Source organism: Rhizobium sp. SL42 (assembly GCF_021729845.1).
Classification (GTDB): Bacteria; Pseudomonadota; Alphaproteobacteria; order Rhizobiales; family Rhizobiaceae; genus Allorhizobium.
In genome coordinates this window covers 1,735,670-1,759,811 of sequence record NZ_CP063397.1, presented here as the reverse complement: position 1 = coordinate 1,759,811, position 24,142 = coordinate 1,735,670, and the positions used below count along the sequence as shown (strand labels likewise).

Sequence of the window (24,142 nt, the reverse complement as noted above, 5' to 3'; positions counted from 1 at the left end):
CCGGCGCCTGAGCAAAGGCGCCAGCCGATTTTCTACGTGGCCCAAACCTGTCCGAGGGTCAGGCTTTGCGGGTAAACAGGATGAAGGCGAAGAGCAGCACACCGGCGAAAGTGACCAGTGACGAAATCGCCACCAGCGGCTCCATGGCCGGATTTCCGCTCAACATCAGAAACAGCGACGGCGCCATGACCAGAATGCCGAGCGTGTAGATGAAATACTGCAGGCGGGCGATGCGGCTTGCCGCCTGAACGGGATTGAGCGCGTAGTAGATCCCGAAGAGCGCCATGGTCACCCATCCGAGCAGATTGATGTGCGCATGTGCGCCCGTCGCCTCGAATTGATGGGTGATCGACATATAGAGACCGAGACAGATCCCGGCGATCAGAAACAGGATTGCGGTCCGGAAAAACCAGATGGAAAGCATCGGCATTGTTGTGTTCCCCCTTTTGAACGGGGGAACTATACCATCGCGTGTATTTCCTGAAAAGGAACTGACGATCGTCAGTAGTTCTCCGCAGGATGCTTACTGTGCGTCGCGAAAGATCTTCCATGTCTCAGGGCGGAAGCTGAGTTCGCCGCCGACCGCGACATTGGCTTCAAGCGGCACCTCGATCTCGATGTGATGCGCCTCGCCACTGCCGGAGATATCGATCTCGACGATCCGGGTGCCGGCCAGGCGGCGGCTGGCGGTGACCTTGCCCGACAGCGCCTCGGGATGATCGGTGAGCACGACATCCTGCGGGCGGAAGAACAGCATGCCGTCGCAGTCGCCCGCTTGTTCCGAAATGCCGATCTGCTGTCCCTGGAACAGGACATTTCCCTGTTTCAGCGAAATCGGCAGATGCGAGCTTTCGCCGATGAAGGAGAAGACGAAGGGCGAATTGGGACGATCATAGACGTCATCGGCGGTACCGACCTGCTCGACCTTGCCCTGGCTCATGACCACGACGCGGTCAGCCAGTTCCAGCGCTTCGTCCTGGTCGTGGGTGACGAAGAATGTGGTGTGGCCGGTGCGATCATGAAATTCGCGCAGCCAGCGGCGCAGGTCCTTGCGGACCTTGGCATCGAGTGCGCCGAAGGGTTCGTCAAGCAGCAGCACGGATGGTTCGATCGCCATGGCCCGGGCAAGCGCGACGCGCTGGCGCTGGCCACCGGAGAGCTGGGCCGGATAGCGATTTGCGAGGCCGGTCAGCTGGACCATTTCGAGCAGGTCGGCGACACGTCGCTTGATTTCATGCGCCGGCGGACGGGTGGCGCGCGGGCGGACCTTGAGGCCGAAAGCAATATTGTCGGCGACCGTCATATGGCGAAACAGCGCATAGTGCTGGAAGACGAAGCCGACATGGCGCTCCTGCACGCTTTTGTGCGAGGCATCCTCACCGCCGAAAAAGATGCGGCCTTCGGTCGGCTGATCAAGGCCGGCGATCAGACGCAGCAGCGTCGTCTTGCCGGAGCCGGACGGGCCGAGCAGCGCAATCAGCTCGCCGGTGCCGACCGAGAGCGAGACATCGTGCAGCGCCGGAAACTGGCCGAAATCCTTGCGGATATTGTTGATCGTGACATCCATCGGGACTGACCTTTCAGTGTTTGCGGCTTGCCGACAGCTCTTCGCCGTAACGGATCTCGAGGATCGTCTTCAGCGCGAGCGTGACCAGAGCAAGGAGGGCGAGCAGCGTCGAGACCGCGAAGGCCGCGACGAAATTGTATTCGTTGTAGAGGACCTCGACATGCAGCGGCATGGTTTCGGTCAGGCCGCGGATGTGGCCGGAGACGACGGACACCGCGCCGAACTCGCCCATGGCGCGGGCATTGCAGAGCAGGACGCCGTAGAGCAGACCCCATTTGATGTTGGGCAGGGTGACGTACCAGAAGGTCTGCCAGCCATTGGCACCGAGAGACAGGGCCGCCTCCTCGTCGCCGGTACCCTGTTCCTGCATCAGCGGGATCAGTTCGCGGGCAACAAAGGGGAAGGTGACAAAAACCGTGGCAAGCACGATGCCGGGCACGGCAAACAGGATCTCGATGCCCCAGCCTTTCAGGATCGGGCCGAGATAGCTGTTGGCGCCGAAGAGCAGGACATAGACCAGACCGGAAATGACCGGCGAGATCGAGAACGGCAGGTCGATCAGGGTGGTGAGGAAGGTCTTGCCCTTGAATTCGAACTTGGCGATCGCCCAGGCGGCCGAGACGCCGAACACCAGGTTGAGCGGCACGGCAATGGCGGCGACCAACAGCGTCAAACGGATCGCCGCCAGCGCATCGACATCACCAAGCGCCTCGATGAAGGCCGGAATGCCTTCGCGGAAAGCCTCGATGAAGACCAGCAGCAGCGGCAGCAGCAGGATCAGCGCAAGGAAGCCGATGGCGATGGTGATCAGGATGAAACGGGCGAGCGGCGTTTCGGTCGCAGCATCGCGAAAGCGGAAGGGGGCGCGCGTATCAGCGGACATTGGCATATCTCCGGCGGCTCCACATCTGCAGCAGGTTGATGAACAACAGCATGGCGAACGAGATGATCAGCATGATCGAGGCGATGGCGGTCGCGCCGGCATAGTTGAACTCCTCCAGCCGGATGACGATCAGCAACGGCGCGATTTCAGACACATAGGGAATGTTGCCGGCGATGAAGATGACCGAGCCGTATTCGCCGACGGCGCGGGCAAAGGCAAGCGCGAAGCCGGTGAGGATGGCGGGCGTCAGGCTTGGCAGAACGACGCGGTGGATGGTCTGGAAACGACTGGCGCCAAGCGTGGCCGCCGCCTCCTCGACCTCGCGGTCCAGTTCTTCCATGACCGGCTGCACGGTGCGCACGACGAATGGCAGGCCGATAAAGATCAGCGCGAAGACGATGCCGAGCGGGGTAAAAGCAACCTTGATGCCGAGCGGATCGAGCAGGCCGCCGATCCAGCCGTTCTTCGCATAAAGCGCGGCAAGCGCGATACCGGCAACGGCCGTCGGCAGGGCAAACGGCAGATCGACAATCGCATCGAGCAGGCGACGGCCGGGGAAATCATAGCGCACCAGAACCCAGGCGACGACGACGCCGAAGACGACGTTGACGGCAGCGGCAATCAGCGCCGCGCCGAAGGAAGTGCGCAGTGCCAGCTGGGTGCGCTCGTCCATCACGACGGCGAAAAAATCAGCCCAGCCGAGCGATGCCGTTCGCACCACGAGCGCGGCGAGCGGGATCAGGATGATCAAGGTGAGATAGGTAATCGTATAGCCAAGCGTCAGGCCAAATCCTGGCAGTATGCTTGGCTGGCGCCAGTTCTTCATGAGCCGTCCCGTCATTCCATATCCCGAAGTGATGATGCCTGATCTCTCCGCACTCGCAAGCCCCGGCCTCAAATCTCGAGGTCGGGGCCCGGTCCGGGGAGGAATTGCTGTCAGCGTGCCGGCTGGTAGATCTGGTCGAATACACCGCCATCGCCGAAATGGGTCGGTTGCGCCTTGGCCCATCCGCCGAAGATCGGATCATCGATCGTCACCAGGTCGATCTTCGGAAGCGCGGCCAGAGCATCCGCCGGGACAAGCTCGGGCTTGGACGGGCGATAGAAATGCTTGGCGGCGAGGCGCTGGCCCTCTTCCGAATAGAGATAGGCAAGATAGGCCTCGGCCTGCTTGCGCGTGCCCTTGGCATCGACATTGCCATCCACCACGGCGACCGGCGGCTCGGCGAGGATCGACTGCGACGGCGTGACGATCTCGAATGCATCTGCGCCGAATTCCTGACCGGCAAGATGCGCCTCGTTTTCCCACGAGAGCAGGACGTCACCGATCTCGCGCTGGGCAAAGGTGGTCAGCGATCCGCGGGCGCCGGTATCGAGCACCGGCGCGCGGCGGAAGATTTCTGTGATGTATTCGCGGATCTTCATCTCGTCACCGCCGAATTCCTTGTGGGCCCAGGCCCAGGCGGCGAGATAGTTCCAGCGCGCACCGCCGGAGGTCTTCGGGTTCGGCGTGACGATCTGCACGTCGCCCTTTACCAGATCGCCCCAGTCCTTGATGCCCTTGGGGTTGCCCTTGCGGACCAGGAAGACAATGGTCGAGGTATAGGGAGCGGAGTTGTTTTCGAAACGGTTGCGCCAGTCCTTGGCGATCTTGCCGGTGTTTTCGACGATGGCATCGATGTCACCCTGCAGGGCGAGCGTCACCACATCGGCGTCGAGGCCGTCGATCACGGCACGGGCCTGCTTGCCGGAGCCGCCATGCGACTGGCGGATCGTTACCGCCTCGCCAGCCGTTTCCTGCCAATGCTTGGCGAAGGCCTCGTTGTATTCCTTGTAGAATTCCCGCGTCGGATCATAGGAGACATTGAGAAGCTGGGCATCAGCGAATGCCGGAGCGATCGAACCCGCTGTCAGCCCTAGGCCGATCAGCAAAGCACTCAGCCGTTTCAGGATGCTTTTCATGCGTCTTCCTCCTCATCTCGGTTTTCGATGAATTAAGACTACCGGACGAGTAGTGTTAGTCAACGCAAGGCGAAAAATAACAAAACCGTACCCCGGTCGATGGGCCGGGGCAGAACAGGCTTGCGCCGGGAGCCGCCGATCCGGGTGGAAAATACTGCGAAAAAGCGTCGCTGCAAAATGCTGCCAGGCGGGAGGAAGAGAAAAGGCCACCTCTGCTACCGCTGCAAGACGGTCGGAAGCCGGTGCTGGGATCAGACCAGTTCCGTGTGGCGCGTGGACACCGCATCAGCGAGGCTGGTGGAAAAGAGGATGGCACGCGTCTCGTCGGCAACACGGGAAAAGACGTGGCGGACTTCGCAATCCTGCTCGCCGGCACAGTCCTCACAGCGGCGATAGGCCGAGAGCGACAGACAGGGCAAGGGCGCCACTGGACCGTCAATCAGGCGCAGGATCTCGCCATAGGTAATGTCGGAGGCGGCGCGCAGCAGAAGATAACCGCCCTGCTTGCCGCGCTTGCTTTCGACGATGCCGCCGCGCTTGAGCTCCAGGAGGATCTGCTCGAGGAATTTCTTCGGGATACGCTGCTGTTCGGCAATGTCTGGAATCTGCACCGGTTCGCCTGGCATGGCGCGTGCCAAGACATTCAGCGCCCGCAGCGCATATTTGGCTCGTTGGGAAATCATCACAGAACACCGGCTTATGCGGACCGGCGTCCGCACGATGTCGCAATAGCCGAAATCCGCCATGGGTTCAAATGTCCTTTTCCGCCCCTTCGGCGATTCACGGTCCAATGCTGGTCCTGAAGCGCGGCCAAGCCTGACAGGTGGCTGGAAATTGCAGGCGCCGCCTGAAACAGCGGGCGCGACGGAGCGGGACGAAATCCCGTGTTTGCATCGCTGGGGAGAGATATTTGCTCTTTCTGTGCATGTGCTTGAAAGGCAATTCCTGTTCGCGCCTGCCCGTTTACGGGATAATGCCCGCCTATAGCAGGAACAAACAAATGAACCTTCCAAGCAATGCCGAGCTCGCCAGCATTCTCAACATCACGCTGGAAAATGCCGACCTGACCGAACGTCTTCGCATTGTCGCCGCCCATGAAGGCCGCGCCGTGTTCACCACCAGCCTCGGCATCGAGGATCAGGTGATCACGGCTGCTATCGGTTTGGCACGCCTGCCGATCGATGTGTCGACACTTGAGACAGGGCGGTTGTTCAAGGAAACGGTGGACCTGATCGCCGAGACCGAGGAACGCTTCGGCATCGCCATCCAGCGCTTCACCCCGAGGCAGGACGATGTCGACGCCTATACGGCGAAATTCGGCCTGAACGGCTTTTACGAGAGCGTCGAAGCGCGCCATGCCTGCTGTCATGTGCGCAAGCTGGTTCCCCTGGCCGAGGCGCTTGTCGACGCCCGCTTCTGGGTGACGGGCTTGCGCCGCGGACAGTCCGGCAACCGCGCCACCACGCCATTTGCCGAATATGATGCCGAGCGCGACCTGATCAAGATCAATCCGCTGGCCGACTGGTCGATCGAGGCCATCAACGCTTACGTCGATGCGGAAAGCGTTCCGACCAACCCGCTACATGCCCGCGGCTATCCGTCGATCGGCTGCGAGCCATGTACCCGCGCCATCAAGCCGGGTGAACCGGAACGGGCCGGCCGCTGGTGGTGGGAAAACGACGAAAAGCGCGAATGCGGCCTGCATGTGCCCGAGGCGACAGCTTCGGCGATACCGACGCCAGCTTAGCAGAGCCAGAATTTACCCCCCTCTGTCGCTTCGCGACATCTCCCCTACAAGGGGAGAGATCGAAGTGCCAGACTGACGCCGCCTTACCAAGTCTCAAGGTCAAGACGGTGGCGGGACGTGATCTCCCTCCTTGTGGGGGAGATGCCCGGCAGGACAGAGAGAGGTCCACGAAATGCCATCACTGATGGCCATCAAGGCAGATAGACAGATGCACGTACACACATCCGAATTCGATCCGCATTCCAAGGATGCCGCGAGCAAGCCGCCGCTTGATCCGCATCTGAAGGCGCTGGAAAACGAAGCGATCCACATCTTCCGCGAAGTGGCGGCCGAATTCGAGCGTCCGGTGATGCTCTATTCGATCGGCAAGGATTCGTCCGTGCTGCTGCATCTGGCGCGCAAGGCCTTCTTCCCCGGCCGCGTGCCCTTCCCGCTCCTGCATGTCGACACCGGCTGGAAATTTCCGGAGATGATCGCGTTTCGCGACGAGATGGCCGAAAAGTTCGACCTCGACCTTCTCGTCCATATCAACCCGCGCGGTGCGGCCGAGAACATCTCGCCGTTTACCCACGGCTCGTCCTACCACACCGACGTGATGAAGACGGAATCGCTGCGCCAGGCGCTCGATGCCGGCAAGTATGACGCGGCCTTCGGTGGCGCACGGCGCGACGAGGAAGCCAGCCGTGCCAAGGAACGCATCTATTCGTTCCGCACGCCCGACCACAAATGGGATCCGCGCAACCAGCGGCCGGAACTTTGGAACATCTACAACGGCATGGTCCGGCGCGGCGAAAGCGTGCGCGCCTTCCCGCTTTCGAACTGGACCGAAGTCGACATCTGGCGCTACATCCAGGCGGAAAACATCCCGCTGCCACCACTCTACTATGCCAAGAACCGCAAGTTCGTCGAACGCGACGGCATGCTGCTCTGGGCCGAGGATCCGCGCTTCGAACCGCTGCCCGGCGAGAAAGTGCAGGAAGGCATGATCCGCTTCCGCACGCTCGGCTGCTGGCCGCTGACCGGCGCGATCAAGTCCGACGCCACCACGCTCGACGACGTGATCGCCGAGCTCGAGATTGCCACAGTGTCCGAGCGCCAGGGCCGGGCCATCGACCGCGACCAGGCCGGGTCGATGGAAAAGAAGAAACGCGAAGGATATTTCTGAGATGACCGCTCAAGCCAACACCGCCCTCGCCTCCGCCGCACCGCAGGCAGAACCGGCCGTCATCACCCGCGATTCGCGCCCGCTGCGCCTGATCACCTGCGGCTCCGTCGATGACGGCAAGTCGACGCTGATCGGCCGCCTGCTGTGGGACACCAAGGCGGTCAAGGAAGACCAGGCCGCAGCCCTCAACCGCGACAGCGGCAAGCAGAACGATCTCGGCCTGCCCGACTTCGCGCTGCTGCTCGACGGCCTGCAGGCGGAACGCGAACAGGGCATCACCATCGATGTCGCCTATCGCTATTTCGCCACCGATCGCCGCTCGTTCATCGTCGCCGACACGCCCGGCCACGAGCAGTATACCCGCAACATGGCAACCGGCGCCTCGACCGCCGACCTCGCCGTGCTGCTCGTCGATGCGCGCACCGGCCTGCTTGAGCAGACCCGCCGCCACGCGAACATCGCCTCGCTGATGGGCATCAAGCAGTTCGTGCTTGCGGTCAACAAGTTCGATCTGGTCGGCTACGACAAGGCGGTGTTCGAGCAAATCAACCATGATTTCAAGGCTCTGGCGCTGTCACTCGGCGTACGTCAGGTGACCGCGATCCCGATGTCGGCACTGAAGGGCGAGAATGTCGTCTATGCGGCCGACGCCGTGATGCCCTGGTATGAAGGCCCGACGCTGGTCGAAACGCTGGAGTTGGCCACGCTGCGCTCCGGCCAGTCGACCGGTTTCCGCCTGCCGGTACAGCGCGTCTCGCGTCCGGGTGAAAGCTTCCGCGGCTACCAGGGCACGGTTGCCGGCGGCGCTGTGAAGCCCGGCGACAGCGTCGCCATTCTGCCATCGGGCCAGCTGGCCAATGTCAAGCAGATCGTCACCTTCGACCTGGTCCGCAACGCGGCCGTTGCCGGTGACGCGATCACGCTGGTGCTTGACCGCCAGGTGGACGTGGCGCGCGGCGACATGATCGTCTCGCTCGACGCCCAGCCGCAGACCGGCCTTGCCTTCGACGCGCAGATGGTGGCACTGCAGCCGGACGGTATCGTGCCCGGCAAGCGCTACTGGCTGAAGGCCGGCTCGCGCCGGCAGCGCGTGCAGGTCGAACCGGTTTCGCAGCTCGACCTGAAGAGCGGCAAGTGGATCTCGACGGAAATGTTGCAGATGAACGCCATCGGCAAGGTTCACCTGTCCTTCGACGAAACGGCGATCTTCGACCCGTATGAACAGAACCGCGGAACCGGCGCCTTCATCCTGATCGATCCGGACACCAACAACACGGTGGCCGGTGGCATGATTACCGCCAAGCGCACCGAGCTGGGCGGGCTGCACGCCCATGAAGGCCGCGTGATCCTGTCGCTGCCGGCGGACCTCGCCGAACAGCTGCTTGCGACCGAGCTTCTGTCCAATCGCCGCGACGAGGTGGAAACCCGCCGCTTGACGACCGCCGAAGCGCGCGACCTTTTCGACGACATCGACGGATAAGTTGGCAGACAGGCCACTCAGGTCAGTCTGAACCGCCGCAACGACAACAGCCGCAAACATGCCCCCTGCCGGGTCATGTTTGCGGCTGTTGTCATTTCAGACGGATTTGGCCAGACACGCCTGGACTACGGGTCAAACCGCAAGCAATCGTCGCGACGTCGACTGGCGCTCGATCAGGTTGAAGCCGAGATCGACCAGGCTCGGCGGCGGGGCACCCTCGCCCGTGGCGCGCAGCAGCATGTCGACGGCGCGGTAGCCGATCTCGTAGCGCGGGATGCGCACCGAGGTGATCGACGGACAGGCTACGCCGGCATAATCCAGATCGTTGAAGCCACAAAGGCCAAACGCATCGGGTACGGCGATGCCGCGCCGCTGGCATTCGAACAGGACGCCGAGCGCCACGTCGTCATTGTGGCACAGCGCGGCATCGACATCGGCATGCTCGTTCATCAGACGCTCCAGCAGATGCGCCCCGAGGGCGACGCTGGTGTGACCGTCGACAGACAGGATCAGCCCGGCATCGTAGATCCCGGCCTCTTCCAGAACGGCGCGGTAGCCGTCAAGGCGTCGCCGCGACCGGACATCCCATCGGCCGCCGAGCAGGGCGATGCGACGATAACCGTTGTGCACCAGATGGCGGGTGGCGACCTCGGCTGCGGCGCGGTGGTCGATGCCGATCGCCATTTCGAGCGGATCGCCGCTGACATCCATGATCTCGACGACGGGGCAAGGTGCTGCGCGCAGCATGCTGTTCAGCTCGTCGTTTTCCGACAGGCCGGCATATATGATACCGGCCGGGTTCTGGGTCAGGAACAGCCGCAGCTGGTGGACTTCATCCTGCTTGTCGTAGTCGGGATTGGCGTACTGGATGCGCAGATCGGTGGCGCGGACCCTGTCCTCGATGCCGCGCATGACGGCGATGAAGGAATAGTTGGTCAGCGAGGGCGACATCACCCCGATGATGCCGCTGTTCTTGCTGGCGAGCGCCCGGGCCGCGAGATCGGGCACATAACCCATCTCCTCTACGGTCTTCAGGATCAGGTCGCGCAGGGTCGGCGACACCTTGTCGGGATCACGCAGGGCCCGCGATACGGTGATGGCGCTGACCCCTGCGGCCTGCGCCACATCGGACAGGGTTACCTTGTCGCGGCGCTGGCGCCGTCTTCTCGTCCCAAATCCCATCGGCTTCGCACCCGGCCCAATCTGCAGCCTGACATTGCATCCGCCTTTTCAAGGCCGAATGCAGGAACGCATAATGTGTATCCAAGATTGCCCGAAAATATCAGCCGTCGCAATTGGTTAGCGCGATATACACATGAATCGACCGGTATTGGCGATCTGCAACCCGCGCTGCCGCACGCGTCAGCTGCAACCGGGACCTTGCAAAACGGAGCCTGGCGGGTGCTGCCATGCCGTTCACGACACGGTCATTCGTGGCCGAAAGGGCGGGGTTTACGACCGGGCCGGCGCCTGCCGATGCAGGTGGATGAGGCACCCCGCGTCACGCAGGGACCACGACACCAACGTCGTTGAAACCGGGATACGTCCCTACCTGGCCGCGACGGGCTGCGCGGCAAGGCGGCCCTCTTTGGCGTTGGCGCCCGAGCGAAAATACTTCTGCAGCGGCTCATCGATGAGGCGGTAGACCACGACCCCGCCCAGCACACTTGCCAGCAGAGCGAGGACACCGAAGGCAACAAGGGAAAACCCGCCATTGCCAAATGGCAGCCGCAGCCAAAGCTGTCCCATGGCCGAAAGCACGATGCCATGGGTGAGATAGAGCGAATAGGACGAATCGCCCAGCAGTCTCGGCAGTCGCCATGCCGGCAGCGCGACGGCCTTTTCCACAAGCAGGGCACCGGCAACGATCATGCCGGCCGGAATGCCGAGCAGCACGAAACGTTGCAGCGGAATGTACTGCGCGATCACCGGGGCGGCGACAAACAGCGGCACACCCAGAAGAAGAAGCCAGGCACCTCCTGTCCGCGAGCCCGTCCGGTTGCTCAGCAACCAGGCAATCATGACGCCAAACAGGAATTCGAGAAGAATTGTCGACGTCGCGAAGATCAGGCCCGGCGACGCCGGTCGAAAGACCAATCCGAGCAGTGGCAAGGCCATCAGCATGCCGCTGATCGCCATGATGCGCCAACGCCGCGGAGACAACAGGCTGAGACCGAAGGCCGCATAAAACAGCATCTCGTAGTTCAGCGTCCAGCCGGGCACCAGAATGGGATAGAGCAATCCGTCGGCCGGCGACGGATAAGGCAGGAAGGCATAGGACGCCGCGATATGCAGGGTATCGAACCGCACGCTCTTGAGGAACTGCGGCGCGAAAACGGCCACGAGCACCAGGAAGGTGGTGACCATCCAGTAAAGCGGGACAATTCTCAGGATGCGGCGCTTGTAGAATTCGAAGAGACTGACCGATTTCGACTGGATCGAGAGGAAGATGACGAAACCGCTGATGACAAAGAAGATATCGACGCCACCTTCGAGAAAACCGGGCAAGCTCCCCTGATAGCCGAGGCGCGCCAGCGGAATTTCTATGTGGCAGAAAACCACCATCAGTGCCGCAACGGCACGCAGATAGTGTATGGACCTGTAGTTCATCGCCCGTCTCGCTCTCGATCCTCCGAGAGCAGTTAATTATACCTTAATGCAATCATATCCAGCAAAAGCCGGGAAGATGCTTAACGCGCTTGGGCCGATGCGGGTGCCTTATTGCGGCGCCTCTCAAAACGCCTAGCCCGGAGCCAGAGTGGCGACGATGCCCGTGCTTGCGCTTTCCTTGATCGTTTCCATCGCCACGTTCGTCGACGTACTGGCGACGTAAGGAAGATTGGAGATGCGCTCTCCCAGCACCTCGCGGTAGCGGCGGATATCGCGGGTTCTGATCTTCAGCAGATAGTCGAACCTGCCAGCGATCATGTGGCACTCTTCGACTTCCTTGATTTTCCTCACGGCAGCGTTGAACTTGAGGAGCGCATCTTCCTGCGTGTTCGACAATTTCACTTCGGCGAATGCGATATGCTCAAGCTGCAGCATCGACAGGTTGATGATGGCGGTGAAGCCTTCGATATACCCGTCGGCGATCAGACGGTTCATGCGGATCTGGCACGGCGTGCGCGACAGCCCTACTCTTTCCGCCAGTTCCGTGACGGAGATCCTGCCATCCTTCGACAGCACCTCGAGGATATTGCGATCAAAATGATCAATTTCGCTAACCATACCAGCATCAGCAGCCATTTCGCCTATCCACTCAGTTAAAATAAGTGATCTTGATAGACAGGATACTCTAACATAGTCGGAAAGCCTATAGGGCTTCTGCTAGTGTGCGCCGAAAGGGCTTGGAGGAGCGAACGCGGCATTGCAGCCAGACATGGCACCGATGGCCAGCCCAACCTGCATTCCCAGACAGCGTCGAGTGCAATGCAAGTGAAACCCGGTTCGCGCCGTTTTGACAAAACGCGGAGCATAAGGGTTTCCGAGCGGCAGCCGACCACAGTGCATTGAACCGTATCGCCGAAGCCTGCACAGTCATCGGCAACCGAACCGTCGAAAGGGTCTACCCATGTCGTCCTTGCCCGCAAAACATCCTGAAATCGAGACCGCCCGACCGTTCGCCTCGTTCGCTCCACCGATCCGCCCCCAGTCGCCGCTGCGGCAGGCGATCACCGCGGCCTACCGCACGCCGGAACCGGAATGCCTGCCGAGACTGGTCGATGCGGCGCGGCTTTCCGACGCGACGAAATCCGACATCGCCCAAACCGCGCGCAAGCTGATCCAGGCGCTGCGTGCCAAGCACAAGGGAACAGGCGTCGAAGGGCTCGTGCACGAATATTCCCTGTCGAGCCAGGAAGGCGTGGCGCTGATGTGCCTTGCCGAAGCCTTGCTGCGCATTCCCGACACGGACACGCGCGACGCCCTGATCCGGGACAAGATTTCCGAAGGCGACTGGAAGTCGCATCTCGGCGGCACGAAATCGATGTTCGTCAATGCGGCCACCTGGGGCCTGGTCGTCACCGGAAAGCTGACGTCGACCGTCAACGATCGCAATCTGGCCGCCGCGTTGACCCGCCTGATCGCTAGAGCAGGCGAACCCGTTATCCGCCGCGGCGTCGACATGGCGATGCGCATGATGGGCGAGCAGTTCGTGACGGGCGAGACCATCGACGAAGCGATCAAGCGATCGAAGGCACTCGAGGCCCGCGGCTTCCGTTATTCCTACGACATGCTCGGCGAAGCGGCGACCACAGCGGCCGACGCCGAACGATATTTCGGCGACTATGAAAACGCCATCCATGCGATCGGCAAAGCGTCCGCAGGGCGCGGCGTCTACGAAGGTCCGGGCATCTCCATCAAGCTGTCCGCCCTTCATCCGCGCTACAGCCGCAGCCAGACGCAACGCGTCATGGGCGAATTGCTGCCGCTGGTGAAACGTTTGGCGCTGCTGTCTAAGTCCTACGATATCGGACTGAACATCGACGCCGAGGAAGCCGACAGGCTCGAGCTTTCGCTGGACCTGCTTGAAGAACTGAGCCTGGACACGGAGCTTGCAGACTGGAACGGCCTCGGATTCGTGGTGCAGGCCTATGGCAAGCGCTGCCCGTTCGTGCTCGACTACATCATCGACCTGGCGAAACGCTCGAACCGGCGGATCATGGTTCGGCTGGTCAAGGGCGCCTACTGGGACGCCGAGATCAAGCGCGCGCAACTCGACGGGCTGGAGGGTTTCCCGGTCTATACCCGCAAGATTCACACAGATGTCGCTTACATCGCCTGCGCGCGCAAGCTGCTGGCCGAGCCGGACGCCGTCTTCCCACAGTTCGCCACCCACAACGCCCAGTCTCTGGCGACGATCTATCACCTGGCGGGGCCGGATTTCAAAGTCGGCACCTATGAGTTCCAGTGCCTTCACGGAATGGGAGAACCCCTTTACGACGAGGTGGTCGGCAAGGCCAAGCTCGACCGCCCCTGCCGCATCTATGCACCTGTCGGCACACATGAGACGTTGCTCGCCTACCTCGTGCGCAGGCTTTTGGAGAACGGCGCGAACTCTTCGTTCGTCAACCGCATTTCGGATGAAAACGTCTCTGTCGAGGAGCTGATCGCCGATCCGGTGGATATCGTCCAGGCCATGCCCGTGGTCGGCATGCCGCACGACCAGATCGCCCTGCCGTCGTCTCTCTATGGCCGCGAGCGCCTGAATTCCAAGGGTCTCGACCTCTCCAACGAGGCGACGCTGTCGTCCCTTGCAAGCAAGCTCGAGGGAACGGTGGCTGAGGGCTGGCACGCGACCCCGCTGCTGGCCGACGGGTCGCTGGAAGGCGACACGCGGCCCATCCTCAATCCGGCGGATCATGACGATGTCGTCGGCATGGTGACCGAGCTCAAGGTTGAGGACGCGGGCCGGATCGCCAGAATGGTGGCCGAGGGTGTTGCCGAGTGGGCTGCGACCGCGCCCACGGACCGCGCCCGGTGCCTCGAACGCGCCGCGGACCTCATGCAGGAACGGCTGGAAGTCCTGATGGCCATCGCCATGCGTGAAGCTGGAAAATCCGCCGCCAACGCCGTGGGCGAAGTCCGTGAAGCGATCGACTTCCTGCGCTACTACGCCGTCGAGGCGCGCAAGACACTCGGCCCGTCCCACGCGCCGCTGGGCGCCGTGCTTTGCATCAGCCCGTGGAATTTCCCGCTGGCGATCTTCACCGGCCAGGTCGCGGCAGCGCTGGTGGCCGGCAATTCGGTCATGGCGAAACCGGCAGGCGTTACGCCGATCATCGCCTTCGAGAGCGTGAAGATCCTGCACGAAGCGGGGGTTCCTCGCGCAGCGTTGCAGTTCGTGCCCGGCAGCGGCCGGCTTGGCGCGGCCCTGGTCGCGGCGCCCGAAACCGCAGGCGTCATGTTCACCGGCTCGACCGAAGTGGCGCGGCAGATCCAGGCGCAGCTATCCGAACGGCTGTCGGCGACCGGAAAGCCGGTGCCGCTGATCGCGGAAACCGGTGGCCAGAACGGAATGATCGTCGATTCGTCAGCGCTCGCCGAGCAGGTCGTGTTCGACGTGATCGCGTCCGCCTTCGACAGTGCCGGCCAGCGCTGCTCGGCGCTTCGCGTTCTCTGCCTGCAAGAGGATATCGCCGACCGCACGCTGAACATGCTCAAGGGCGCGCTCAAGGAACTCAGCATCGGCCGCACGGACAGGCTCAACATCGATATCGGCCCGGTCATCAACGAGCCGGCCAAATCCGAGATCGAGAAACACATCGAGCGGATGCGATCGCTGGGCTGCAAGGTGGAACAGCTGCCGCTCCCCGAGGCCGCGAAAGCCGGCACCTTCGTTCCGCCGACAATCATCGAGCTTCAAAAAATGTCGGACCTGACACGTGAGGTGTTTGGCCCGGTGCTGCACGTGATCCGGTATCGGCGCGACGATCTCGACCGCCTGATCGACGAGGTGAACGAATCCGGCTACGGCCTGACCTTCGGCCTGCATACGCGGCTGGACGAGACCATCGAGCACGTCACCAGCAGGATCAAGGCGGGCAATCTCTACGTCAACCGCAACATCATCGGCGCGGTCGTCGGCGTTCAGCCGTTTGGCGGTCGCGGCCTTTCCGGGACAGGACCGAAGGCGGGCGGACCGCTGTATATCGGGCGCCTCGTGCAGCGGGCTCCCGTGCCGCCGCGGCACAGCTCGGTTCATACCGATCCGGCCCTTCGCGACTTCGCCTCGTGGCTCGGCCGCCGCGGGCACAATGCCGATGCGGAGGCCGCCCGAGAATTGGCCGAGGTTTCGGCGCTCGGCCTGAAGCAGGAACTGGCCGGCCCTGTCGGGGAACTCAATCTCTACGCACTGCATCCGCGCGGGCGCATTCTTCTCGTGCCGACCACGCTGAAAGGGCTGTTCCGGCAGCTCGCAGCGGCGTTGGCAACCGGCAATGACGTGGTCATCGACCCGGGGGCAAATCTCGACACGGCGCTCAGCGCCCTGCCCTCATCGGTGGCTGCGCGTCTTTCATGGCGGTCCGACTGGGATGCGGCAGGACCGTTTGCCGGTGCGCTGGTCGAAGGTGACGCCGTCCGGGTGAAGGACATCAATGGCCGGATCGCGCAGCTGAAGGGCCCGCTGGTCCTCGTCCAGGCCGCAACGACCGAGGAACTTTCTCGCGACCCGGGCGCCTATTGCCTCAATTGGCTGCTGGAAGAGGTCTCCACCTCGATCAACACTGCCGCCGCCGGCGGCAATGCAAGCCTGATGACAATCGGCTGACCGACATGGCCGCGATCCTCACAGGTCGCGGCCAATCTCGTCGCGGGAGAGGCCGACAACATGTATCAAATGCCGTTGCAATTCTGCTGGACTGGGTTTCCGAACATCATCAGCTGGGATTGACGTGGTCCGCTTTCGCAGAGGCCTATTCAAGCGGGCGCAACAGCAGACGACAATACGGCCATCAGTTTATCTTCGCATGGAAAAATTCGGGAAAGATCTGAACCCTGTCTTTCGGTCGCAATGGCCGAGGGTTACGACTGGTCGGAGTGGCAAGATTCGAACTTGCGACCCCCACGTCCCGAACGTGGTGCGCTACCAGACTGCGCTACACTCCGTGACCAGCGGCGCCTCTATAGACCAGCGAATTTTGTTGCACAAGCCGGCAAAACAAAAAACCCGAAAGAAAGATGGAGATATCGCGGCGAGGCAGGGCCAAACTTCTGAAAGGCATGGATTTTCCGGATGTTCGGTTTCGATGCCAGTGTCCGGCAATGCACGGAGAGAGCGAAAAAGGAGCGTTCGCAGCGACGACCTGACGCCGTTTCAGGGCAATTGCCTGCCTGGCGCGGCTGTTTGTCCCAGCCGTCGTTGCAGGCTCGCATCAGCGCGGCAAAAATAGCATGTTCAGCGCGCAAAGACCGATTTCCCAAGCCTCGATTTGAGGATAAAGCCTTGAGCGGGACTTGGTGCCTTTTGAGGAGCCAGCAGGGGCTGGATGCCGGGCGCTTTCGGGATAGATGGGCTTGAGGGACAGGACAATGAACTTCCGCGGTATGATCAAGGCAGGCGCGACACTCGGCCTGGCTGTCGCTTTGGCGGGCTGCACGACGACGGGTGTGGCCAAGAATGATGTCGAGGCCCGCTGGAACGGCCAGCAGGCGGGCGTCTTTTTTGCCAAGTTCGGCCCGCCGGTGGGTGACACCGCGGCCGGCAGCTCGACGATCTACACCTGGCGCGGCGGCCACAAGACCCGTGTGGTGCCGGCCGTCTATGAGCAGGTCGATGGCAAGAAGGGCAAGATCATCAGCAAGGCGCGCACCGAATACCTGCGCTGCGAAGTGCAACTGACGGTGTCGCCGGACTATATCATCCGCAGCGTGCGGACCGTCGTGGATCGCCCCGGCGTCAACGGCGGCCAGAGCTATTGCGAGGAATTCCTCGGCGGCGCCTGACGGCCTGTGTGAAGGCACGCAAAAATCCGCCTCCGGCCGCTTGCGCGCCGGGGGTGTTTTTTTTTCAGACAGGGGCGGAAAAATCGGTATTTGCCGCACACTACGGCTGACCACCGGTGATCGGCACCCGACAAACGGCGGCGGGAGGGCACCGTGGATGACGCCCTCCCCAACGCAGAACAAAAACCGAAAACTTCGCAACGCATGACCTTATGGAAGCGCCTTTTTTATAGGCGAAACAGGGTTAACGATTGCCTTACGGACAATCGGTTTATGATTAATTTTCAATTACCTAGAATGGATGTTGTTTACGGTACCTCAACGGTCCAAAAGTGAGACAGGCCCTATTCGCCGCCCATCCCTCCCTGGATTGCCGCATTCAGGATTGTCGCTGCAGCCGCATTCCTTCCACGAGATACAGCGGCGATCTTGGCGTCTGGTGTCACCGAACTGGGATGGCGCGATCGAGGCCCCGTTCACGCCGAGACTTGCAACGTGTCGGCGATTTGCATCGTCTTGGCGCTGGAGCCGACATAACCATTTGTCCGTGGCTGGGACGCCAGGAGCATAATCCAACTTCCCCCAACGTCTTGTTTTCTATCAACCTACTGCAATGTAAAGGAAATCTCGGCTAGAGGTGTTCCGGCAGACTGTTCCCGCCGCCTGTGCCGAAAGCTTTTCGATGACCCGAAGCCCCAACTTCTAAACGTTGCAACAGCAGCACTTCCTGTGCCCGAATTTATGCGCCCCCTTGAGCGGAAGGGGGTATTCACACTTGGATTCGCAGCTTGCTGCTGAAGCCGCCACAAAAGTAGTCTGTGTGGACAGATTGCCCGCAAGTTGGACAGGATCATTAGAAACCTGGAAATTGGCCTATCGGCAACAGAACTTGAGTGCGCCTCATCAAAGCGCGATTTTCACGAACGCCTCTTCGCAAAGTGCCAGGTCTTCCATCAAGGAGAGATTGGTCGACAAACTATAGGACGAAGTCATATGGCGTCGCCAGAGAATCGCAATCTTTGGTTGAAAGTCACCACTTCGGGCACCGGCAAGAGCCGAAAACGCCAGGCCTCCCCGAAAATAGCAAGGGGATATGTACCGGCTATCTGGCGTTTCCACGATGCGCCGGACAGGGCACGGGCCTTAAACGCGCCATTCTTCGAATATAGATGTGGAAAATGCTGTTTGTCTTAAATTCTGGGTGCTTTGGCGTGGGCCAATCGGTGATTGTGGATTTTCCTTTGCATTTGTTCTTGATATAGCAGCCGACAAATGATGTTCGGTGGAAAGGCCAAACGCGGCTTGATCCGCAAAAGTTGGCTTGGAAGGAAACTCTGTGAAAGCGCGTTTGATTGAAAGCCTCAAGACCAAGCAGGCGGTTATAGGGATCGTAGGGCTGGGTTATGTGGGGCTCCCGCTGCTCTTGCGTTACTGCGAGGTCGGTTACAAGGTCGTGGGCTTCGATATCGATCGCGAAAAGGTCGACAAATTGCTCGCCGGCAAGAGCTACATCGAGCATATTCCCGACAATGCCGTGGCCCGGGCCATTGAACATGGCTTCGACGCAACGACTGATTTTTCTCGCGCCTCCGAGGTCGATGCGCTCATTCTATGCGTTCCGACGCCACTGAACAAATATCGCGAACCCGATCTGAGTTTCGTGATGAATACTGTGGAAGCGTTGGCTCCGCACATGCGCAAGGGCCAGATTGTATCACTTGAGAGCACGACCTATCCCGGCACCACCGATGAGGAATTGCGACCGCGGATCGAACGTTTCGGCCACGCGATTGGTGAAGACATCTTCCTTGTCTTTTCCCCAGAACGGGAAGATCCGGGCAATGCAAATTTTACAACGAATACCATTCCCAAGGTTTGCGGAGGCTGCACACCCGACTGTCTCGAGGCGGGCATGGCGCTCTATGGGCAAGTGATCGATCAGGTGGTGCCTGTTAGCTCGACGCGCGCCGCGGAACTGACCAAGCTGCTGGAAAACATTCACAGGGCTGTGAATATCGGTCTGGTCAACGAGATGAAAATCGTGGCTGACAAGATGGGTATCGACATCCACGAAGTTATCCGGGCTGCGGCCACGAAACCTTTTGGATTCGTCGCCTATTATCCTGGTCCCGGTCTTGGCGGACACTGCATACCTATCGATCCGTTCTACTTGACCTGGAAGGCACGCGAGTACGGCGTCCACACGCGCTTCATCGAACTCGCAGGCGAAATCAACTCCTCCATGCCGGACTATGTCGTATCGAAAATTACTTCGGCACTGAATGCCGTTCGCAAATCGATTGCAGGAAGCCGAATCCTTGTCCTTGGCATCGCATACAAGAAGAATGTCGACGACATGCGCGAGTCACCGTCTGTCGCCCTCATGGAGCGCCTACGCGATCTAGGGGCGGAAATTGCCTATAGCGACCCGCACATCCCGGCGTTCCCCAAGATGCGCGACCACAGTTTCGATCTGAAAAGCGTCTCGCTGACAGCAGAGGCGCTTGCAAGTTATGATTGCGTCCTGTTGGCAACGGATCATGATCGTTTCGACTACGAGATGATCAGCAAGCATTCGCAATTGATCGTTGATTCCCGTGGCCGTTATCTCGAGCCCTCCAGTCATATTGTGAAGGCCTGATCATGCGCAGTTTCGCCTCCCCCGTCACGGATCGCAAAATCAAGTTTGCATTGGTTGGCTGTGGCCGTATCGCGCAAAACCATTTCAGTGCCATGAAACAGCACGGCAATCGTGCGGAGATAGTCGATGTCTGCGATATCGATCCGGTCGCCTTGGCTAAAGCTACCGAACTGACGGGCGCCAGAGGTCATTCGAGACTGTCTGATCTGCTTGCCTCAACCGAGGCCGATATTGTCGTGTTGACTACGCCGAGCGGCCTGCACGCGGAGCAAACCACCGAAATCGCGGCCAGCGGACGTCACGTGATGACCGAAAAGCCGATGGCAACACGTTGGCAAGACGGACTTCGGATGGTCAAGGCCTGCGACGAGGCCAATGTTCGGCTGTTTGTCGTCAAGCAAAACCGTCGCAATGCCACTTTGCAACTTCTCAAGCGCGCGGTCGAGCAAAAGCGTTTTGGCCGTATCTACATGGTCAACCTGAACGTCTTCTGGACGCGACCACAAGAGTACTATGACAGCGCGTCCTGGCGGGGGACCTGGGAGTTCGATGGCGGCGCGCTGATGAACCAGGCCAGCCACTATGTGGATTTGCTCGACTGGTTGATTGGACCGATCGAGAGCCTTCAGGCCTATACGGCCACGCTTGCCCGCAATATCGAAACCGAGGACACGGCGGTACTAGGTGTACGCTGGCGTTCCGGTGCGCTGGGCTCCATGAACGTCACAATGCTGACCTATCCGAAGAATCTTGAAGGCAGTATTACCATCATCGGAGAAAAAGGCACGGTCCGCGTGGGCGGCGTTGCTGTGAACGAGATCTCCCACTGGGAGTTTGAAGACGCGCATCCCGATGATGCCGAGGTCGCGGGCGCGTCCTATGCGACCACTTCCGTCTATGGATTTGGTCATCCCCTCTACTACGACAATGTCATCAATGTGATGCGCGGTGAAGCCGAACCGGAAACCGATGGCAGAGAGGGATTGAAGTCACTGGAAGTTCTGATTGCCGCCTATCTCTCGGCCCGCGATGGCAAACGCATAGCCCTGCCGTTGGACTACTGATATGGCGGTTACCATTCATCCAACAGCGATCGTCGATGAAGGCGCTGAGATCGGTGACGGCAGCCGGGTCTGGCACTGGACCCATATATGCGCTGGTGCAAAGATCGGCACAGGGTGCTCCTTCGGCCAGAATGTCTTTGTCGGCAATGATGTGATCATCGGCAACAATGTGAAGGTCCAGAACAATGTATCGGTTTACGATGCCGTTCGTCTCGGCGACGATGTCTTCTGTGGCCCGAGCGTGGTGTTCACCAACGTCTACAATCCGCGCTCGGCAATTGCACGCAAATCCGAATATCGGGAAACGGTGGTGGGTCGCGGGGTGTCGCTCGGCGCCAATTGCACCATCGTGTGCGGCAACTCAATCGGGGAGAATGCCTTTATCGGCGCCGGGGCCGTCGTGAACACGCATGTCCCTCCCCACGCCCTTATGCTCGGTGTGCCGGCGCGCCGCAAAGGCTGGATGTGCCGATGCGGAACCCAGCTAAAAGGCACCGGCAGCGTGCGCTGCGAATGCGGCAATCGATATGAAATTTCGGCAGAAGAGTGCAAACCTTTATGACCAGACAATTCCAGTTCATTGACCTGAAGAGCCAATATACGGAACTCAAGCCGTCGATCGATGCGCGCATTCAAACAGTACTCGACCACGGCCAATACATCATGGGTCCCGAAGTTCGAGAGCTTGAAGAGAAGCTTGAATCTTATACGGGATCAGCGCATTGCATCACCGTTGCCTCCGGTACGGAGGCCCTTCTGATTTCGCTGATGGCACTCGGCATCAAGCCGGGTGACGAAGTGATTACAACGGCATTCACATTCATTGCCACTGCAGAAGTCATCGCCCTTCTAGGCGCCGTCCCGGTCTTTGTCGATGTGGAAAGCGATACCGGCAATATCGACGCCGCGCTGATCGACGCGGCGATCACCGAACGTACCCGAGCGATTATTCCGGTATCGCTCTATGGACAGACCGCGGACATGGACGCGATCAACGCAATTGCCGCGCGACACGACAATATCACGGTGATCGAGGACGCAGCACAAAGCTTCGGCGCCAACTACCGCGGACAGAAATCCTGCAATGTTTCCCATATCGGCTGCACAAGCTTCTTCCCGAGCAAGCCGCTTGGATGTTACGGCGATGGTGGCGCGATCTTCACAAATCGTGAAGATCTGGCCAAGATCATGCGACAGATCCGTGTTCACGGTCAAGAACGTCGCTACTACCATACGCGGATCGGAGTCGGCGGGCGCATGGATACGATCCAGTGCGCCGTAGTTCTGGCAAAGCTGGAGCGTTTCGAGTGGGAGGTGGAACGCCGCATTGCAATCGGACAGCGCTATATAGAATTGATCGCCAGCAATAACCTAGTCCGTCCGGTAACCGTCCGTGCGGAACGTACGTCGGTCTGGGCACAATTCACGGTGATCAGCGAGCAACGGGAAAAGCTCCTAGACGCCCTGAGCGCCAGCGGCATACCGACCGCCATTCATTATCCAACACCGCTGCACCGGCAGCCTGCATACAAAGATCTCTGTCGGATCTCCGGAAGCCTGACCAATACCGAATATCTGTCGGATCGGGTCTTCAGCTTGCCGATGCACCCTTATCTCACCAGCGATGATCAGGCGCATATCATAAGCGCAATGGACAAGGCTTTCTGAGCGGCGCAGAAAATCGCACCGAAGCTACATAAGGATCCTTCTTTGGATCTATCCGCACGTCAATGCGTTGACTTTCCTCAATTCAATTGCGCACCTACAAGGCTATCGAAATGATGAAGGCAGAGCTTAGACCACGATTGATTATTCTTTCGGCATCCTATCTGATGCTAATGTCTTTAGTCTGGATAGTCGCGCTTTCAGTCGGCGAATACGTGCGGCCTGAGCATTTCCTGACGCATTTTTTGGGCTTCTGCGTCACCATCGTCATCCTGCTTGTGATCGTTCATCGCTTAGCACCCACGAATTACTCTATATTCACAGGTCTGAATATTGAAAAATATGCCTGGGTCTTGGTTTTAACTCCCGTCGTTCTGCTAGCGACATACGTAATACTACTCGGCAACGTTCCTCTGATCGACGCAATTCGGGCGAATGAATACTACGCCGTCACCAGAATACGAACAGACATATCAAAATCCGGTTTCCCCGAATCCTACATTCCGGCACTTGTCACTCGATCGATTGCGCCGGCCATCATTGTCTACTTTCTGCATCAGAACAAATTCATGACAGCCTTTTTCGTCTTCCTCTCCGCGGCAGCCGTGGGGCTCCTGACCATCACGAAAGGTCATGTTATTTTCGCAACCTTTCCGGTTATTCTATATTGCGCACTAACCAAACGATTTCTCCAGGCAGGTCTGTTTCTGGTCACAGCTGGTGCCATTATCTACGCCGTAATGGTCGTAACGAATCCCGCTGCCAACGCGGCTTGCAAATTTTCCACCAATACGTCGGATCCTGCTTGCCAAATGATCGTCGAACCGTTGCCTGACGATATTGAGGGCGTGGAAAAGGCTCCCGCCGCGGAACGGCTGGCAAGGGCGCTTGTCAGACGCGCGTTCCTTGTACCCGGTCAGGTAGTAGCAGAATGGTTCGAAATCTTTCCGGCGAAAGTTCCATTCGAACAGGGCTGCGGCTATCGGTTTCTGGCCCCCATAGTCGGCTGCAAATTCGAGCAGAACGCACGCCTTGTCTATGCTATCCAGTACCCAGATCGAGTCGCTCAAGGCATACGCGGCAGTAAAAACGCTGCACATTTCATGGAAGAATATGCCAATTTTGGACTTCCCGGCCTGTTTCTGGCCGGCGCGCTCGCTGCCATGGTAATCAGCGTCGCGACGCTATTGATGAGCAAAGTCAGCCGACCGGCATTTCTCTCCATCAATCTTATATTCATCCTAATGATGGCATCGACTGCGCTGCATACCACACTTTTGTCAGGCGGGTGGCTCATGGCAATGATCACATCTGCATTTCTGATCGGAGGGACAGGCCTTTCACAGCTCGACCTGAAATCGTCTCCCGACCCGAGGTCTCAGCCCGTAACGAGATAAATTCACCGCCACATGGCTCTGTTCCACACCCGCCTTCACCCATGAGCACGGTGAAGCGGGCAATTGGCGAGGGTGAATATCAGATCGATGAAGGACGTTTTACATTGAAAAAAAGCGAGGAATTCA

19 protein-coding genes and 1 tRNA gene are annotated in these 24,142 nt (G+C 59.9%); 10 read left to right on the top strand and 10 right to left on the bottom strand.

Annotated features, from left to right (window positions below; all coding sequences use genetic code 11):
- Positions 1-58 precede the first annotated feature (58 nt).
- The 6 genes from IM739_RS08175 to IM739_RS08150 form a co-directional block, all read right to left on the bottom strand.
- Positions 59-430: a hypothetical protein gene (locus IM739_RS08175; RefSeq protein ID WP_237370681.1), complete on the bottom strand. Its 372-nt coding sequence runs from the start codon at positions 428-430 to the stop codon at positions 59-61.
- 93 nt (positions 431-523) lie between these two features.
- Positions 524-1,567, bottom strand: a complete 1,044-nt coding sequence (locus IM739_RS08170; protein ID WP_237370680.1) for a sulfate/molybdate ABC transporter ATP-binding protein — start codon at positions 1,565-1,567, stop codon at positions 524-526.
- A gap of 13 nt (positions 1,568-1,580) precedes the next feature.
- Complete coding sequence (gene cysW / locus IM739_RS08165; protein ID WP_442981106.1) at positions 1,581-2,450, bottom strand: sulfate ABC transporter permease subunit CysW; 870 nt, start codon at positions 2,448-2,450, stop codon at positions 1,581-1,583.
- Complete coding sequence (gene cysT, locus IM739_RS08160; RefSeq protein ID WP_237370678.1) at positions 2,440-3,291, bottom strand: sulfate ABC transporter permease subunit CysT; 852 nt, start codon at positions 3,289-3,291, stop codon at positions 2,440-2,442. Before cysT ends, cysW begins: the two co-directional genes overlap by 11 nt.
- A gap of 95 nt (positions 3,292-3,386) precedes the next feature.
- Positions 3,387-4,412, bottom strand: a complete 1,026-nt coding sequence (locus tag IM739_RS08155; RefSeq protein WP_237370677.1) for a sulfate ABC transporter substrate-binding protein — start codon at positions 4,410-4,412, stop codon at positions 3,387-3,389.
- A 251-nt stretch (positions 4,413-4,663) separates the two neighbouring features.
- A complete protein-coding gene (locus IM739_RS08150; protein WP_237370676.1) occupies positions 4,664-5,095 on the bottom strand; it encodes an RrF2 family transcriptional regulator in 432 nt (143 codons plus the stop codon).
- Positions 5,096-5,412: 317 nt separating this feature from the next.
- Between IM739_RS08150 and IM739_RS08145 the strand changes: the two genes are divergently transcribed.
- The 3 genes from IM739_RS08145 (at position 5,413) to cysN (ending at position 8,804) form a co-directional block, all read left to right on the top strand.
- Entirely contained in the window at positions 5,413-6,159 is a 747-nt protein-coding gene (locus IM739_RS08145) for a phosphoadenylyl-sulfate reductase (RefSeq protein ID WP_237370675.1), read from the top strand.
- Positions 6,160-6,367: 208 nt separating this feature from the next.
- Positions 6,368-7,324 carry a sulfate adenylyltransferase subunit CysD gene (gene cysD, locus IM739_RS08140; RefSeq protein WP_237370674.1) on the top strand — a complete coding sequence of 319 codons (957 nt, stop codon included), beginning with the start codon at positions 6,368-6,370 and terminating at the stop codon, positions 7,322-7,324.
- 1 nt (position 7,325) lies between these two features.
- A complete protein-coding gene (cysN, locus tag IM739_RS08135) occupies positions 7,326-8,804 on the top strand; it encodes a sulfate adenylyltransferase subunit CysN (protein ID WP_237370673.1) in 1,479 nt (492 codons plus the stop codon).
- A gap of 132 nt (positions 8,805-8,936) precedes the next feature.
- Here cysN and IM739_RS08130 read toward each other — a convergent pair whose 3' ends face one another.
- The 3 genes from IM739_RS08130 to IM739_RS08120 all read right to left on the bottom strand — a co-directional run bounded on the left by IM739_RS08130 (position 8,937) and on the right by IM739_RS08120 (position 12,050).
- Positions 8,937-9,986 carry a LacI family DNA-binding transcriptional regulator gene (locus tag IM739_RS08130; protein WP_237370672.1) on the bottom strand — a complete coding sequence of 350 codons (1,050 nt, stop codon included), beginning with the start codon at positions 9,984-9,986 and terminating at the stop codon, positions 8,937-8,939.
- Positions 9,987-10,352: 366 nt separating this feature from the next.
- Positions 10,353-11,414, bottom strand: a complete 1,062-nt coding sequence (locus IM739_RS08125; protein ID WP_237370671.1) for an acyltransferase family protein — start codon at positions 11,412-11,414, stop codon at positions 10,353-10,355.
- A gap of 132 nt (positions 11,415-11,546) precedes the next feature.
- On the bottom strand, positions 11,547-12,050 hold the full coding sequence (locus IM739_RS08120) for an Lrp/AsnC family transcriptional regulator (protein WP_237370670.1): 504 nt from the start codon (positions 12,048-12,050) through the stop codon (positions 11,547-11,549).
- 325 nt (positions 12,051-12,375) lie between these two features.
- On the opposite strand from IM739_RS08120, the gene putA reads away from it, so the two are divergent.
- Positions 12,376-16,074: a trifunctional transcriptional regulator/proline dehydrogenase/L-glutamate gamma-semialdehyde dehydrogenase gene (gene putA / locus IM739_RS08115; RefSeq protein ID WP_237370669.1), complete on the top strand. Its 3,699-nt coding sequence runs from the start codon at positions 12,376-12,378 to the stop codon at positions 16,072-16,074.
- A 261-nt stretch (positions 16,075-16,335) separates the two neighbouring features.
- Here putA and IM739_RS08110 read toward each other — a convergent pair.
- A tRNA-Pro gene (locus IM739_RS08110) sits at positions 16,336-16,412 on the bottom strand.
- A 423-nt stretch (positions 16,413-16,835) separates the two neighbouring features.
- On the opposite strand from IM739_RS08110, the gene IM739_RS08105 reads away from it, so the two are divergent.
- From IM739_RS08105 to IM739_RS08080, 6 genes are all read left to right on the top strand, one after another.
- Complete coding sequence (locus tag IM739_RS08105; protein WP_237370668.1) at positions 16,836-17,249, top strand: hypothetical protein; 414 nt, start codon at positions 16,836-16,838, stop codon at positions 17,247-17,249.
- 1,321 nt (positions 17,250-18,570) lie between these two features.
- On the top strand, positions 18,571-19,890 hold the full coding sequence (locus IM739_RS08100; RefSeq protein ID WP_237370667.1) for a nucleotide sugar dehydrogenase: 1,320 nt from the start codon (positions 18,571-18,573) through the stop codon (positions 19,888-19,890).
- 2 nt (positions 19,891-19,892) lie between these two features.
- A complete protein-coding gene (locus IM739_RS08095; protein ID WP_237370666.1) occupies positions 19,893-20,954 on the top strand; it encodes a Gfo/Idh/MocA family protein in 1,062 nt (353 codons plus the stop codon).
- 1 nt (position 20,955) lies between these two features.
- On the top strand, positions 20,956-21,516 hold the full coding sequence (locus tag IM739_RS08090) for an acyltransferase (protein WP_237370665.1): 561 nt from the start codon (positions 20,956-20,958) through the stop codon (positions 21,514-21,516).
- Positions 21,513-22,622, top strand: coding sequence for a DegT/DnrJ/EryC1/StrS family aminotransferase (locus IM739_RS08085; protein ID WP_237370664.1), 1,110 nt, complete (start codon positions 21,513-21,515; stop codon positions 22,620-22,622). Before IM739_RS08090 ends, IM739_RS08085 begins: the two co-directional genes overlap by 4 nt.
- A 110-nt stretch (positions 22,623-22,732) precedes the next feature.
- Positions 22,733-24,016, top strand: coding sequence for a hypothetical protein (locus IM739_RS08080; RefSeq protein WP_237370663.1), 1,284 nt, complete (start codon positions 22,733-22,735; stop codon positions 24,014-24,016).
- The last annotated feature ends 126 nt before the right edge of the window (positions 24,017-24,142 follow it).

What these genes read in the sequence shown, in the direction of transcription:
- cysD (WP_237370674.1), top strand. Translation starts at nt 6,368, where the DNA reads ATGCACGTACACACATCCGAATTCGATCCGCATTCCAAGGATGCCGCG.
- IM739_RS08170 (WP_237370680.1), bottom strand. Translation starts at nt 1,567, where the DNA reads ATGGATGTCACGATCAACAATATCCGCAAGGATTTCGGCCAGTTTCCG.
- IM739_RS08085 (WP_237370664.1), top strand. Translation starts at nt 21,513, where the DNA reads ATGACCAGACAATTCCAGTTCATTGACCTGAAGAGCCAATATACGGAA.
- IM739_RS08095 (WP_237370666.1), top strand. Translation starts at nt 19,893, where the DNA reads ATGCGCAGTTTCGCCTCCCCCGTCACGGATCGCAAAATCAAGTTTGCA.
- cysT (WP_237370678.1), bottom strand. Translation starts at nt 3,291, where the DNA reads ATGACGGGACGGCTCATGAAGAACTGGCGCCAGCCAAGCATACTGCCA.
- IM739_RS08150 (WP_237370676.1), bottom strand. Translation starts at nt 5,095, where the DNA reads ATGATTTCCCAACGAGCCAAATATGCGCTGCGGGCGCTGAATGTCTTG.
- IM739_RS08125 (WP_237370671.1), bottom strand. Translation starts at nt 11,414, where the DNA reads ATGAACTACAGGTCCATACACTATCTGCGTGCCGTTGCGGCACTGATG.
- IM739_RS08145 (WP_237370675.1), top strand. Translation starts at nt 5,413, where the DNA reads ATGAACCTTCCAAGCAATGCCGAGCTCGCCAGCATTCTCAACATCACG.
- IM739_RS08155 (WP_237370677.1), bottom strand. Translation starts at nt 4,412, where the DNA reads ATGAAAAGCATCCTGAAACGGCTGAGTGCTTTGCTGATCGGCCTAGGG.
- IM739_RS08080 (WP_237370663.1), top strand. Translation starts at nt 22,733, where the DNA reads ATGATGAAGGCAGAGCTTAGACCACGATTGATTATTCTTTCGGCATCC.
- cysW (WP_442981106.1), bottom strand. Translation starts at nt 2,450, where the DNA reads ATGTCCGCTGATACGCGCGCCCCCTTCCGCTTTCGCGATGCTGCGACC.
- IM739_RS08130 (WP_237370672.1), bottom strand. Translation starts at nt 9,986, where the DNA reads ATGGGATTTGGGACGAGAAGACGGCGCCAGCGCCGCGACAAGGTAACC.
- IM739_RS08105 (WP_237370668.1), top strand. Translation starts at nt 16,836, where the DNA reads ATGAACTTCCGCGGTATGATCAAGGCAGGCGCGACACTCGGCCTGGCT.
- IM739_RS08175 (WP_237370681.1), bottom strand. Translation starts at nt 430, where the DNA reads ATGCCGATGCTTTCCATCTGGTTTTTCCGGACCGCAATCCTGTTTCTG.
- cysN (WP_237370673.1), top strand. Translation starts at nt 7,326, where the DNA reads ATGACCGCTCAAGCCAACACCGCCCTCGCCTCCGCCGCACCGCAGGCA.
- IM739_RS08120 (WP_237370670.1), bottom strand. Translation starts at nt 12,050, where the DNA reads ATGGCTGCTGATGCTGGTATGGTTAGCGAAATTGATCATTTTGATCGC.
- putA (WP_237370669.1), top strand. Translation starts at nt 12,376, where the DNA reads ATGTCGTCCTTGCCCGCAAAACATCCTGAAATCGAGACCGCCCGACCG.
- IM739_RS08090 (WP_237370665.1), top strand. Translation starts at nt 20,956, where the DNA reads ATGGCGGTTACCATTCATCCAACAGCGATCGTCGATGAAGGCGCTGAG.